The organism is Pseudomonas sp. G3-39 (genome assembly GCF_054790485.1).
The window spans coordinates 4,612,002-4,625,679 of sequence record NZ_CP186497.1 but is presented as its reverse complement, the minus strand read 5'-3'; the positions used below and the strand labels follow the sequence as shown (position 1 = coordinate 4,625,679).

The 13,678-nt window shown below is 61.5% G+C and carries 13 protein-coding genes; 6 read left to right on the top strand and 7 right to left on the bottom strand.

Going from position 1 to position 13,678, the window contains the following annotated elements; genetic code table 11:
* The first annotated feature begins 379 nt into the window (after nucleotides 1-379).
* The gene (locus tag ACOYXG_RS20800; RefSeq protein ID WP_027612495.1) at nucleotides 380-733 is read left to right on the top strand and encodes an antibiotic biosynthesis monooxygenase family protein; all 354 of its coding nucleotides are present in this window, start codon (nucleotides 380-382) and stop codon (nucleotides 731-733) included.
* A 43-nt stretch (nucleotides 734-776) separates the two neighbouring features.
* On the top strand, nucleotides 777-1,019 hold the full coding sequence (locus ACOYXG_RS20795; protein WP_115989010.1) for a hypothetical protein: 243 nt from the start codon (nucleotides 777-779) through the stop codon (nucleotides 1,017-1,019).
* 6 nt (nucleotides 1,020-1,025) lie between these two features.
* On the opposite strand, the gene ACOYXG_RS20790 is transcribed toward ACOYXG_RS20795, so the two are convergent.
* Nucleotides 1,026-1,655: a flavin reductase family protein gene (locus ACOYXG_RS20790; RefSeq protein WP_183784048.1), complete on the bottom strand. Its 630-nt coding sequence runs from the start codon at nucleotides 1,653-1,655 to the stop codon at nucleotides 1,026-1,028.
* 259 nt (nucleotides 1,656-1,914) lie between these two features.
* Nucleotides 1,915-2,208, bottom strand: a complete 294-nt coding sequence (locus ACOYXG_RS20785; RefSeq protein ID WP_460353729.1) for a hypothetical protein — start codon at nucleotides 2,206-2,208, stop codon at nucleotides 1,915-1,917.
* A 343-nt stretch (nucleotides 2,209-2,551) separates the two neighbouring features.
* Between ACOYXG_RS20785 and ACOYXG_RS20780 the strand changes: the two genes are divergently transcribed.
* The gene (locus ACOYXG_RS20780; RefSeq protein WP_460353726.1) at nucleotides 2,552-3,307 is read left to right on the top strand and encodes a COG4705 family protein; all 756 of its coding nucleotides are present in this window, start codon (nucleotides 2,552-2,554) and stop codon (nucleotides 3,305-3,307) included.
* 131 nt (nucleotides 3,308-3,438) lie between these two features.
* On the opposite strand, the gene ACOYXG_RS20775 is transcribed toward ACOYXG_RS20780, so the two are convergent.
* From ACOYXG_RS20775 to ACOYXG_RS20755, 5 genes are all read right to left on the bottom strand, one after another.
* Nucleotides 3,439-4,758, bottom strand: coding sequence for an MFS transporter (locus ACOYXG_RS20775; RefSeq protein ID WP_098965312.1), 1,320 nt, complete (start codon nucleotides 4,756-4,758; stop codon nucleotides 3,439-3,441).
* 321 nt (nucleotides 4,759-5,079) lie between these two features.
* Nucleotides 5,080-6,411, bottom strand: coding sequence for a sigma-54-dependent transcriptional regulator (locus ACOYXG_RS20770; protein ID WP_460353724.1), 1,332 nt, complete (start codon nucleotides 6,409-6,411; stop codon nucleotides 5,080-5,082).
* A complete protein-coding gene (locus ACOYXG_RS20765) occupies nucleotides 6,411-8,171 on the bottom strand; it encodes an ATP-binding protein (protein WP_027612502.1) in 1,761 nt (586 codons plus the stop codon). The genes ACOYXG_RS20770 and ACOYXG_RS20765 overlap by 1 nt, the downstream gene beginning before the upstream one ends.
* Nucleotides 8,172-8,249: 78 nt before the next feature.
* Nucleotides 8,250-8,444, bottom strand: a complete 195-nt coding sequence (locus tag ACOYXG_RS20760) for a hypothetical protein (protein ID WP_027612503.1) — start codon at nucleotides 8,442-8,444, stop codon at nucleotides 8,250-8,252.
* A 179-nt stretch (nucleotides 8,445-8,623) separates the two neighbouring features.
* The gene (locus tag ACOYXG_RS20755; protein WP_027612504.1) at nucleotides 8,624-10,147 is read right to left on the bottom strand and encodes a fumarate hydratase; all 1,524 of its coding nucleotides are present in this window, start codon (nucleotides 10,145-10,147) and stop codon (nucleotides 8,624-8,626) included.
* A gap of 522 nt (nucleotides 10,148-10,669) precedes the next feature.
* On the opposite strand from ACOYXG_RS20755, the gene ACOYXG_RS20750 reads away from it, so the two are divergent.
* The 3 genes from ACOYXG_RS20750 to ACOYXG_RS20740 all read left to right on the top strand — a co-directional run bounded on the left by ACOYXG_RS20750 (nucleotide 10,670) and on the right by ACOYXG_RS20740 (nucleotide 13,634).
* Nucleotides 10,670-11,776, top strand: coding sequence for a GGDEF domain-containing protein (locus ACOYXG_RS20750; RefSeq protein WP_460353719.1), 1,107 nt, complete (start codon nucleotides 10,670-10,672; stop codon nucleotides 11,774-11,776).
* Nucleotides 11,769-12,704 carry an iron-sulfur-binding ferredoxin reductase gene (locus ACOYXG_RS20745; protein ID WP_460353717.1) on the top strand — a complete coding sequence of 312 codons (936 nt, stop codon included), beginning with the start codon at nucleotides 11,769-11,771 and terminating at the stop codon, nucleotides 12,702-12,704. Before ACOYXG_RS20750 ends, ACOYXG_RS20745 begins: the two co-directional genes overlap by 8 nt.
* Before the next feature lie 180 nt (nucleotides 12,705-12,884).
* Complete coding sequence (locus tag ACOYXG_RS20740; protein ID WP_460353714.1) at nucleotides 12,885-13,634, top strand: enoyl-CoA hydratase-related protein; 750 nt, start codon at nucleotides 12,885-12,887, stop codon at nucleotides 13,632-13,634.
* The last annotated feature ends 44 nt before the right edge of the window (nucleotides 13,635-13,678 follow it).

Below are 13,678 nucleotides of genomic sequence, written 5' to 3'. Positions count from 1 at the left end.
CAAGCGCCAGCGGTAGACACATCCTGTCAAATGCTTGCCTGATTCTGCATGGGCTGCTTTTGCGTGCCGGCCATCAGCCCGCGACCGCCACCTTACCCCTTGGGTCGAAGACCCCTGTAGGAGCTGCCGAAGGCTGCGATCTTTTGATTTTAAAAACAAAAGTCAAAAGATCGCAGCCTTCGGCAGCTCCTACACAAAAGCGTTGTGACAGCGGTGTGACAGGTTTCTACCCATCGATGCGGGGCGTTTGTGCAGTCTCGCAGGATTGTGCAACGCAGCGGCAGGAATCGACTAACGGCACCTTGCGCCCGGCCCTTAACCTTTGATCCTGTCGCAGCCCGTCCCCCGGCTGCCACGCGACTCCCTGGGAGGGTTGAACATGTCCAAGCAGATTCCCGTCAGTCATATGGCCTTCGTTCGAGCGCGCGCCGGACGCTCCGCCGAACTGGGTGTACGCCTCAGTGCCTTGATCGAACCGTCACGCAACGCCCCCGGTTGCCTGAACTTCGCCCTGCAGCATTCGCAATGCGATCCGGAGCTGTGGCTGGTCTCCGGTTTCTGGAGCCATCAACAGGCAATGACCGCGTATTTCAACAGCCCGTCGATGCAGATCTTTGCCGAATTGGTTCAGGATCTGGTGGTCAACAGCCTGGATTTCCACACCTTCAAAGAAGTGTCGGCGGCGCAGGCGCTCGGACAATGCCCGGCACCGATACACAAACTCGCCGGTTGAGGGTTTAATGTCCGGCTTATTCATCTGAGCCAGGATGTGTGCCATGGCACGTAAAGAGTTTGAACACTTCGAAGCAGTCTCCGCAGTCGTCCCCGTCGAGTTGGGCGGCAACAAGGGTTACCACGCGGCAATCGCGGTCAAGGCCCTGGTCGATGGCGGTGCGCCACGCTTCCACAAACTGCTGGGTGATCAGGTTTTCCTCGGCGCCATCGCTGCCGATGAGGCTGCCATCAATGAGCTGGACCGCCTCAAGGGCGTCACTGATGACGCCGAGCTGATCTGGTAACTGCGCTTACTTGCCCGCCCCCGGGCGCCACATCTTGAACAGGGCTTCAGGCCCCAACTGGAAATAATCCGCCGGCCCGCCGCCGCGCAGAATCGGTTCTGCCGCGGCGGTGTCGTAGATCCCGTCCTTCAACAGCCATTTGGCGATATGCACGGCGACCACTTCGCCGAGAATCAGCCAGCTCGGTACGGTTTCGCCATCGGCGCGCTGCAACTGAATGATCTGCGTGACCTTGCACTCGAAGGACACCGGGCTTTCGGCTACCCGTGGCACCGCAATCACCTTCGACGCCACGGGCGTCAGCCCGGCCAATTCAAACTCGTTGACCTCGGGCGCGACCATCGCGCAGCTCTGGTTCATCTGCTCGGCCAGCGGCCGGGTGGCGAGGTTCCAGGCGAACTCGCCGGTCTGCTCGATGTTGTTCAGGCTGTCTTTGCGCCCGATGCTGGAGAAACCAATGATCGGCGGAATGTAGTTGAACGCGTTGAAGAAACTGTAAGGCGCAAGATTCAGCTGGCCGTCGGCATCCTGCGAAGAAATCCAGCCGATGGGACGCGGGCCGACGATGGCGTTGAACGGATCGTGGGGCAGGCCGTGGCCGTTGGCGGGTTCGTAGAAGTGGATGTCATCGGACATGGCTGGAGGTTCCTGGAGGGCGTTTGTAGAAGGCAATAGTGCAAGTCTGAAACAGCATTTTCCAGTCACACAAAGATATTCCAGTTGATGCAATCCCCTTTGTGGCAGCGGGTTGCTCGCGAATGCAATCTTTCAGTTGCCACAGTGGTTGACTGACCCGGCGCTTTCGCGAGCAAGCCCGCTCCCACAGGGGATATTTGCCGTGCCCCAGAAATGACTAAGCCCGGCCGAAGCCGGGCTGTGCGCTTTACAACTGCAATCAGCTGATCGAAGCGGATTGGGTGCGGTCGTAGCCGTCAGCGGCGAAGGCAGCCGAACCGGTGCGGTCGTAGCCGTCTTCAGCAAAGGTCGCCGAACCGGTGCGGTCGTAGCCATCCTCGGCGACGGTTGCCGAACCGGTGCGGTCGTAGCCATCCTCGGCGACGGTTGCCGAGCCAGTGCGGTCGTAACCATCGGCAGCGACGGCCGAGCCAGTGCGATCAAAACCGTCGGCAGCAAAGGTGTTGGCGGCCATTACGGACAAGGCGAAAGCGAGGATCAGTTTGGTTTTCATGTGAGTGACTCCAGATTCGTTGGCGGGTGTGTCTTGCATGGGTTTAATGCTACGCCAACTAAATTGATAAAAAAGCGCAAATAAATGCTAAAAACAATCGATTAACTTGATATTAAGGGCGGCGCATTGAATGGGCTTCCACTGTCGGGAGCGAACGCCGCGCGGGTCATCGATCAGGTAGTGGCAGGATGCCGGGGCAGCATTAATGGGGGATTAATCGCTGATTTTCGCGATATGACGGATTTTTCATCTGTTGCCGACCGGTTTTTCACCGGTGCGACGCCAGTCTGCCCACGGCCAGAAAACCAAGAACCGGCCGTCCCACACTGGAGCTTTGCTTGCGATGAACAAACTGCCTCAAATCACCCTGGCGTTCTGGGTCATGAAAATCTGCGCGACGACCCTGGGGGAAACCGCGGGGGACTTGCTGTCGATGACCCTCAACGTCGGGTACGCCCTCAGCTCGCTGATCCTGATCAGCGTGTTCGTGCTGACGCTGATCAGCCAACTGATGGCCAAGACCTACAAGCCGCTGCTGTACTGGATCGTGATTCTGTCCACCAGCACCGCCGGCACCACCATGTCCGACTTCATGGACCGCACCCTTGAACTGGGCTACGCCACCGGGTCGATGATCCTGATTGCGATTCTGTTGGCGATCTTCACGGCCTGGCGCCTGAGCGGCGACTCGTTGAACGTCAGCAAGGTGCAGACCTTCCGTGGCGAGATGTTCTACTGGATGGCGATTCTGTTTTCCAACACCCTGGGCACGGCGCTCGGTGACTACCTGGCCGATGATTCGGGCCTGGGTTTTGCCGGTGGCGCGCTGCTGATCGGCTCGACCATTGCCGTGGTCGTGGCGCTCAAATACTTCACGAAGATTTCGTCGGTGCTGTTGTTCTGGGTGGCGTTCGTGCTGACCCGGCCGTTCGGTGCGACCCTGGGTGACCTGATGACCAAGTCCCAGGAAAAGGGCGGCCTGGACTTCGGCACCATCGGCTCGTCGGCGGTGTTGGCGGGGATTCTGCTGGTGATGATTGTCGGCGCGTCGTATGCGCAGAAGCGTTATGGCAAGCCGCCGGTTGCCGAGTTGACTTGATACCGAGTCGCCTCATTCGCGAGCAGGCTCGCTCCCACAGGGGACTTGTGTCGATCACGATCCAATGTGGGAGCGAGCCTGCTCGCGAAGGGGCCATCACAGCCACCGTTGCAGTGGCTGTGAAAACCCGATCAGTCAGTCACGATCCGCGAATGTTTCTGCGTGTCTTTCATGGTGATGTACACCAGCAGCGACACCGCGATGCACGCGGTCACGTACCAGTAGTAACCGGTTTCCATGCCGATGCTCTTGAACCACAGCGCGATGTATTCGGCGGTACCGCCGAAGATCGACACGGTCAGTGCGTACGGCAGGCCGACGCCCAGCGCGCGGATTTCGGTCGGGAACAGTTCGGCTTTCACCACGGCGTTGATCGAGGTGTAGCCGCTGACGATGATCAGTGCCGCCATGATCAGGAAGAACGCGCCCCACCAGGTCTGAATGGTGTGCAGGGTCATCAGGATCGGCACGGTGAAGATCGTCCCGAGCACGCCGAAAGCGATCAGAATCGGACGCCGACCGATTTTATCCGACAGGCCACCGATGATCGGTTGCAGGCACATGAACAGGAACAGCGTGGCGGCAGAAATGGTGGTCGAGTCGGAGATGCTCATGCCGACGGTGTTCACCAGGTATTTCTGCATGTAGGTGGTGTAGGTGTAGAACGCCAGCGTGCCGCCCATGGTCAGGCCGACCACGGTCAGCAGTTCTTTCGGGTGACGCATCAAGGTGCGCATCGCGCTTTCCTTGGACTTCTCTTTCTTGGTGAACGACTCGGTCTCTTCCATGCCGCGACGCAGGTACAGCGCGACAATCGCGCACAGTGCGCCGATGGCGAACGGAATACGCCAGCCCCATGCGTACAGCTGTTCAGTGGTCAGCATGTTCTGCAGCACGATCAGCACGCCCAGCGCGATGAGCTGGCCGGAGATCAGGGTCACGTACTGGAAGCTGGAGAAGAAGCCGCGACGTTCTTTGGTCGCCATCTCCGACAGGTAGGTGGCCGAGGTGCCGTACTCGCCGCCGACCGACAGGCCTTGCAGCAAACGGGCGAACACCAGCAGGATCGGCGCGCCGATGCCGATGGTTTCGTAGTTCGGGCTGAGGGCGATCAGCAAGGAGCCGAAGCACATCAGGTAGACCGAGGCCATCAAGGCTTTCTTGCGACCGACCTTGTCGGCATAGAGACCCATCAGCCAGCCACCGATCGGACGCATCAGGAAGCCCACGGCGAAGATCGCGGCGGTGTTCATCAGTTGCGCGGTGGTGGAACCGGCGGGGAAGAAGGTCTTGGCGAAGTACAGCGAGAAAGCGGCGTAGACGTACCAGTCGTACCACTCGACCATGTTGCCGACCGAGCCGCTGAAGATCGATTTGATCCGGCTGGCGGTGGTTCTTTCTTTGGCGGGCGCGGCAGCCGACCCAAGGGGCAGGGCGTTGGAGTTATCCATTGAAGGATCCTTCGTTTAATTGTTTTTGTGGAGCGCGTTGGAACGCAGCCTGTCTGGGCTATAGCAGGAGCTGTGCCAACGGGGGGAGGGCCGGTTTAGAGGGGGGCTTAAGATTTAATGAGCGGAAATCCGCTTATGGCGGGATTGTGGTGAGCGGAAAATTGCTCATTCGGGCTGATGGATAAATGTTGCCTGTGCGGGCCTCTTCGCGGGCAAGCCCGCTCCCACAGTGGTCGGTGGTGTTCACAAAATCTGTGTTCAGCGCAAAACCCTGTGGGAGCGGGCTTGCCCGCGAAGAGGCCCGATCAGACACTGCAAAACTCAGCTGCCCGGAACAAACATCTCCCGACTCAACCCATGCCGCTGCAGCTTTTCATTGAAGGTCCGGCGCGGCAGTTGCAACTCTTCCAGCACCGCTTTCACATCGCCCTTGTGCCGGGTCAGCGCCGCGCGCAGGCATTGCGCTTCAAAGGCTTCCTGCTGCGCGGCGAGGGACTGGCCCGGATCGATGCCCTGCACCGGCTCATCCAGCCCCAGCACCTGGCGCTCGGCGACGTTCGCCAGTTCGCGCACGTTGCCCGGCCAGTCGTGGCTGAGCAGGTGGCTCAATTGCGCCCCGCTCAACGGCGGGAACGTGCGGCCCAGACGCTGGGCGGCGCTGAAGGCGAACGATTCGAACAGCAGCGGAATGTCTTCGCGGCGATCGCGCAGCGGCGGCAGGCGCAGTTCGGCGACGTTCAGGCGATACGCCAGGTCTTCGCGAAAACGTCCGGCCCGGGCCTCATCCAGCAGATCAGGTTTGGTCGCGGCGACGATCCGCAGATCCACACGAATGCTCTGGTTCGAGCCGAGGCGCTCCAGCTTCTGCTCCTGCAACACCCGCAGCAATTTCACTTGCTGAGCCAGCGGCATGCTTTCGATTTCATCGAGGAACAACGTGCCGCCATCGGCATATTCCAGTTTGCCGATGCGCTTGCCGGAAGCGCCGGTGAACGCGCCACTTTCATGACCGAACAGCTCGGCTTCGAACAACTGCTCGGGGATCGCCGCGCAGTTCAGCGCCACGAAGGGCTTGTCGGCGCGCGGGCCGAAATCATGCAGGCAGCGGGCGATCAGTTCCTTGCCGCTGCCGGTTTCGCCACGGATCAACACGTTGACCGGCAGCGCCGCCAGATCCAGCACTTGCCGGCGCAAAGTCTGCATGCCACGGGACACGCCGAGCAGCGTCGCATCGAGTCTGGCGCGGTGGTCGGCCTGCTCGTGCAGGGCGCGGTTTTCCAATACCAGTCGCCGCTTGTCGAGTGCCCGGCGCAGGCTGCCGAGCAGGGTTTCCGGGCTGAACGGTTTTTCCAGAAAGTCGTAGGCGCCGTCACGCATGGCTTCGACCGCCATCGGCACATCGCCGTGACCGGTCAGCAGTATCACCGGCAAATCGCTGTCACGGCGCTGCACTTCGGCCAGCAACTGCAGCCCACTGAGCCCGGGCATGCGCACATCGCTGAGGATCACCCCGGGGAAGTGGCTGGGCAGTGCGGCGAGGCAATCCTCGGCGCGGCTGAACAACTGCACCTCGAACCCCGACAGGCTCAGCCATTGCTCGACAGCGCTGCGAATGCTGCTTTCGTCATCGACCACCATCACCGAGTTGAGCATCAGATGTGTGCCTCCAGATCGATCGGCAGGGTCAGGCTGAACACCGCGCCGGCCTCGCCATTTTCAACGCTCAGACGCCCGCCGGATTCATGCACGATGGCAAAGGATACCGCCAGCCCGAGGCCGAGTCCGTCACCCACCGGTTTGGTGGTGAAGAACGGGTCAAACACCTGGTTCAGGTGCTGTTCGGCAATCCCGCCGCCATTGTCGATCACGCTCAGGCGCCACAGTTGTTCGTCCACCTCCAGGCGAATTTCCAGGCGCTTGCACGGTTTGCCCTGCATTGCATCGAGGGCATTGCGCAGCAGATTGATCAGCACCTGTTCGAGGCGTATTGCATCACCACGCACCCAGGCCGGACGCGTCAGGTGCAGCACCAGACTGACCTGTTCGTCGCGCAGGCGCGCATCGAGCAGTTGCAGCGACTGATCGACTACGGTCGCCAGATCCAGCCGTTCGCGCAGGCCGCTGGGGCTCTTGCGGGCGAAGGTTTTCAGATGGCCGGTGAGCGATGCCATGCGCGTGAGCATGTCGTCCACCGGTTTGAGCGCCTTGTACGCATCATCGACGCGGCCATGTTCGAGCAGCAGGCGCAGCGTCGCCAACTGCATGCGTTGCGCGGTCAGCGGTTGATTGATTTCGTGGGCCAGTGCGGCGGACATCTGCCCCAGCGCCGCGAGCTTGGCCGATTGCACCAGACCGTCCTGCGCGGTGCGCAGATCGCGGGTGCGTTCTTCGACCAGTTGTTCGAGTTCTTCGCGGTTGCGCTGACGCACTTTCGACAGGCGCCAGCGCTGATTGAGGAACAGCAGCAAAAACACCAGCGCCAGCCATACACCTGCGGCGGCCAGCCCGGCGTTGCGTAAGTCTTCGAAAGCCACTTGCGGGCGGCGCAACAGGTGCAGGGTCCAGCCTTCGGTGGCCAGCGGCAGCGATTCCCATAAGTAGTCCGCCGTTCCGTCCGGGCCTTCGACCCGGCGCAGGTCGCTGTTGTCGTCGAAGTGACGCAGCGACAAGTGCGTCAGCGGGATCAGCGATTGTTTGTCGTACTGGCGCGTGCGCTTGATCTCGTCCATGTCGCGGCTGTCCAGCGGCCGCAACGAGCGATAGCGCCAGCCGGGCTGGTTGGCGATGAAGATGATCCCGCGTGCATCGCTGACCAGCAGCGTGTCGCTGCCCTGGCTCCATTCGCGCTCAAGCTCGGGGAACTCCAGCTTGACCACCATCGCGCCGAGAAACTCGGCATTGTCGCCGAGCACCGCGCTGGACAGAAAATAGCCGGGGATGCCGCTGGTCACCCCCACCGCATAAAAGCGCCCGCTGCCCTGAGTGCGGGTCTGGCTGAAGTACGGACGAAAACCGTAGTTGTGGCCGACGTAACTGCTCGGCAGGCGCCAGTTGCTGGCGGCCACCGCGAGGCCGCTGTGATCAAGTAGCTCGAGGGTCGAGGACTGCGCCGCGCCGTTGATCTGCTCCAGCTTCAGATTCAGCACATTCTGTTGTTCCGCGCCCACCGGCCCGGCCAGCGCGCTGCGCAATTGCGGGTCCAGCGCCAGCACGGCGGGCAGGGCGCGATAGCGGTCGATCAGGGTGTGCAACGAGTTGGCATACAGCGCCAATTGCTGGCTGGCGCGGGTGGCGTCTTCCTCCATCGCCTGGCGTTCGGCGTGGCGGATGGCAAGGGTCGCGGCGATGGCCGCACCGGCAATGATCAGCAGGGTGTACAACGACAAACGCAGGGTACGGGAAGTCGGCAGCATGCTGGGCTAATGGATAGAGGGACGGGCGGGCACGATAGCATGGGCCTGCCCGTCCTTCTCGTCTGACGCGTTACCTGATCAGACCGCCGTGAACCGGTGTGAGTGTGAAAGCAGCATGGTGCGGGTATAAGCCAGCTCGCCAATGATGGCTTGCGTGGCCTGTGTCAGGCTTTCGACGCTGTCACTCGAACAAACCAAACGCTTGCTGAAAGTGGCAATCGTCGAACTCTTGGCGATGGAGGGCGGGGTGATACTGAGGTCTTGATCAGCCATGAGTCACATACATTGCACAGGCGAAGACGCAGATGGATTGACGCTAACAACAATCATGGCAGCGCACACCTGTCAGATCTGACAGGTGCGCTCAAGCCCAAGGTATGTGTCGTTCTCCCAGGCATAAAAAAGGCCGGCCTGTCGTATGACGGGCCGGCCTTTTTACAGCTGCGAAACGCTTACTGCACTTCTACCGCCAGGCTTTCGGCGATCTTCTGTTGCCAGATCGCCGGGCCGGTGATGTGTACCGACTCACCGTTGCTGTCCACCGCGACGGTGACCGGCATGTCCTTGACCTCGAACTCGTAGATCGCCTCCATGCCCAGCTCGGCGAAGGCCAGCACCTTGGACTTCTTGATGGCCTGGGCCACCAGGTAAGCGGCGCCGCCCACGGCCATCAGGTACACGGCCTTGTTGTCCTTGATCGCTTCGATCGCGGTCGGGCCACGCTCGGATTTGCCGATCATGCCCAGCAGGCCGGTCTGCTCAAGGATCTGACGGGTGAACTTGTCCATCCGCGTCGCGGTGGTCGGGCCAGCCGGGCCAACCACTTCGTCACCGACCGGATCAACCGGGCCGACGTAGTAGATGAAGCGGCCTTTCAGATCCACCGGCAGGGTTTCACCCTTGTTCAGCATCTCGACCATGCGCTTGTGCGCCGCGTCGCGACCGGTGAGCATCTTGCCGTTGAGCAGGACGGTTTCGCCCGGCTTCCAGCTCTGCACTTCTTCCGGGGTCAGGGTGTCGAGGTTGACGCGACGGGCCGACGGGCCGGCTTCCCAGACGATTTCCGGGTAGGCATCCAGCGATGGCGCTTCCAGCGATGCCGGGCCAGAACCGTCGAGCACGAAGTGCGCGTGACGGGTGGCGGCGCAGTTCGGGATCATGCACACCGGCAACGAAGCGGCGTGGGTCGGGTAGTCCATGATCTTCACGTCGAGCACGGTAGTCAGGCCACCGAGACCCTGGGCACCGATGCCCAGTTGGTTGACCTTCTCGAACAGCTCCAGACGGATCTCTTCGATACGGTTCTGCGGGCCACGGGCTTTCAGTTCGTGAATGTCGATGGATTCCATCAACACTTCCTTGGCCATCACTGCGGCTTTCTCGGCGGTACCGCCGATACCGATGCCCAGCATGCCCGGTGGGCACCAGCCGGCGCCCATGGTCGGAACGGTCTTGAGCACCCAGTCAACGATCGAGTCGGACGGATTGAGCATGGCCATTTTCGACTTGTTCTCGGAACCGCCGCCCTTGGCCGCCACGTCCACTTCCACGGTGTTGCCCGGGACGATGGAGTAGTGGATGACTGCCGGGGTGTTGTCCTTGGTGTTTTTGCGAGCGCCCGCCGGGTCGGCGAGGATCGAGGCACGCAGGACGTTTTCCGGCAGGTTGTAGGCGCGGCGCACGCCTTCGTTGATCATGTCGTCCAGGCTCATGGTCGCGCCATCCCAACGTACGTCCATGCCCACACGCACGAACACGGTGACGATGCCGGTGTCCTGGCAGATCGGCCGGTGGCCGGTGGCGCACATGCGCGAGTTGATCAGGATCTGCGCGATCGAATCACGGGCCGCTGGCGATTCTTCGCGCAGGTAGGCTTCGTGCATCGCCTGGATGAAATCCACGGGGTGGTAATAGGAAATGAACTGCAGGGCGTCGGCAACGCTCTGAATCAGGTCGTCTTGCTTGATCACGGTCATGAGTCGCGCTCCTCTAAAAGACGGGAACATTCAATAAGGTGCCTGCGGCTTGGGTACATCGGTCGGTCGCAAGCACCTTTCAAGGCACGCCGGGGCTGCTGGCGCGACGCTAAAAAGGCGCGGCAGTATACCGCGCCTCTTCGGGGCATACACGCGTCGGCAGTCATTCGTTGGTCGCATGGTTGGGCGAATATCGAACATCGGGTTTGCACTTCAATACCCACCCCCCTCACCCCAGCCCTCTCCCCCAAGAGGGCGAGGGGGGAAGGGAGCCGATTTGTGGCGAATTCAAAACCTGAGTTCGGCATGATGTATCAGGTCGGCGTATCTCAAATAAACAATGCGGTCAGTTCCCTATCTCTCGGGGAGAGGGCTAGGGTGAGGGGCTTTTGAGGCCACACTTTTGACGTCAATTTTCGAGCCCGAAAATCGGTGGTCATTTATCGACCGCCCCTCTAAAGTGGCATCCGGTCTGTAGAGTAGGACACTCGGTCAGCCTCCTATCGCACGGTGAGTCAACGATTGACCCATAACGCCATTCAACGTCTTTTGCTCAAGCGCTTTGCCCTCGCCGCAGCCACCTATGGATTGGCTTTGCTGCTGCTGTGGCTGGCGTTTTTCACCGGGCATTACCCGCAATCATTGAACAGCGTGGCGATCGGCAGCGCGCTGGTGGTGATCTGCCAGGCGACGTTGTTTACGCTGTTCTGGTCCGGGCGCAACCAGCGCTTTGCCGACCCCAGCCTGACCGAAGCGCAAGTGCTGCTCGGGCTCGGCTGGCAGACCTGGCTGATCGCTCATCTGGACGAAGCACGCGGCGCGTTTCTGGTGTTCTACGTGCTGATCCTGCTGTTCGGCCTGTTTCATTTAACCCGGCGCGCGTTCATTCGTTGCGCGCTGCTGGTGTTCTTCAGTTTCTGTGCGATCACCCTCTGGGACGGCTACCACTTCCGTCTGCCGGATCCGGCCCTGGCGGCGTTGCAGGTGTGCATTCTGGCGATGGTCCTGGCCTGGCTGGTGATTTATGCACGCTTCGTCCAGGTTTCACGGCAGCGCATGCGCCAGCGCCGGTTTGCCTTGCAGGCGCATCAGGACACCCTGCGCGGGATGATGCGCCAACTCGAAGATTTGGTGGCCACCGATGAACTGACCGGACTGTTCAATCGCCGGCATTTTCTGCGTCTGGCCTCACGGGAGCTGGCGGAGATGGAACCAGGCGTGGTACATGGTCTGGCGCTGATCGACCTCGACCACTTCAAACGTATCAACGACCTGCACGGCCATGCCGCGGGCGATCAGGTGTTGCAGGCGTTCGCCGGCGTGGCAGGTGCCTGCCTGCGTGATGGCGACGTGCTGGCGCGTTACGGTGGCGAGGAATTCGTGGTGTTGCTGCCCGACTGCGATGCCGAACGCCTGACGGCCTGTTGTGAACGTCTGCGCATTGCTTTCACCGACGTCGAACTGGTGGGCCTGAACGTGCGCAGCCTTAGCCTGTCGGCGGGCATGACCCTGCTGGAGCTGGGCGATGATCTGGACGACGCCTTGCAGTGTGCCGATCAGGCGCTGTACCGGGCCAAGCGCGACGGGCGCAATCGCTGTGCAGCGGCATGGGAGAATGTGGATGCCTGAACTTCGCGTCGGTGACCGGCAATGGCCGGTGGCGGCGGGCAGCAATTTGCTCGACGCGCTGAATCAGCACGGCGTCGCGGTGCCTTACAGCTGCCGCGCCGGCAGTTGCCATGCCTGTCTGGTGCAGTGCGTGAGCGGCTTGCCCGCCGACAGTCGCCCGGATGCCTTGAGCGCCGAACAGCGCCAGCAAGGCTGGCGGCTGGCTTGTCAGTGTCAGGTCACGGAAGATTTGCAGGTACACACCTTCGACCCCGTCACCGACGGGCGCCCGGCGGTGGTCGAGGCGCTGGACTGGCTCAGCGATAACGTCCTGCGTTTGCGCCTGACCCCGCAGCGACCGCTGCGCTACAGCGCCGGGCAACATCTGGTGCTGTGGATCAACCACATCGCCCGACCGTATTCGCTGGCGAGCCTGCCGCAGGAAGACCGTTTTCTCGAATTTCACCTCGACTGTCGCCAGCCCGGCGAATTCAGCGATGCGGCGCGGCGCCTGCAGATCGGCGACCCGATCCGCCTCGGCGAACTGCGCGGCGGCGCGTTGCATTACGACCCGGACTGGCACTCGCGCCCGCTGTGGCTGCTGGCGGCCGGCACCGGGCTGGGCCCGTTGTTCGGTGTGCTGCGCGAAGCCTTGCGCCAGGATCATCAAGGCACCATCCGCGTCATTCACCTGGCCCATGACGCCCGCGAGCACTATCTGGCCAAACCCCTGGCGGCGCTTGCCGCGCAGCGCGAAAACCTCAGCGTCGAGCTGTGGACGGCGGCCGAGTCAGCCGCCGCTTTGGCGCAACTGCGCCTTGTTTCCCGGCAAACCCTGGCCTTAGTCTGCGGCTCAACCGCCAGCGTCGATGCGTTTGCCAAGCGTCTGTACCTGGCCGGACTGCCGCGCAATCAACTGCTGGCCGATGTGTTTTTGTCCCGCAGTTAAGCGCTGAGTCTCGTGTGAAGGTGAACTCCTGTGGCGAGGGGATTTATTCCCGATGGGCTGCGCAGCGGCCCCGGGATTTTGTGAGTGCTGCGCACTCAATCGGGGATAAATCCCCTCACCACAGAAGTTTTGCCTCACCAAAAGAACTTTGTCAGCCCTTTTAAATGTTGAGTAACGCTGATGACCGAAGCCATCCTGCTCGAACGCGAACGCGGTTTGCTCACCCTGCGCTTCAATCGCCCGGACAAGAAAAACGCCCTGACCCGCGCGATGTACAGCCACCTCGCCGAGGCCTTGAGGCTGGCCGACAACGATCCTGACATCAACGCCGTGCTGATCACCGGTAGCGCCGATTGCTTCACCGCCGGCAACGACATCGCCGACTTCATCCAGCAACCGCCGAGCGACCTCGACAGCCCGGTGTTCCACTTCATGCTCAACCTGCTCGAATGCCGCAAACCGGTGATCGCCGCTGTGGCCGGCGCAGCGGTGGGCATCGGCACCACGTTGTTGCTGCATTGCGATCTGGTCTACGTCAGCCACGACGCGCGGTTGCGCATGCCGTTCGTCAACCTCGGGCTGTGCCCGGAGTTCGGCTCCAGTCTGATCCTGCCGCGTTTGCTCGGACACGCGAAAGCGGCGGAGCTGTTGCTGCTCGGCGAAGGATTCAGCGGTGAGCAGGCGGCGCAGTGGGGCATTGCCACTGAAGCGCTGGGGAGCGGCCAAGCGACCTTAAGCAAGGCGCGGGAAATGGCGTTTCGCTTCGATGAACTGCCAGTAGATGCAGTGCGCATCAGCAAGCAATTGATGAAGGCGCCGGATCGCGAGCTGATCCGTAAAGTAATCGAGGAAGAGGGCGCGTTGTTCACTCAGCGACTGCGCTCGCCGGAGGCGTTGACGGCGTTGACCGGATTTATCAAACGGCATTGAGATCTTTGCTGAGCGCGCGGGCCTCTTCGCGAGCAAGCCCGCTC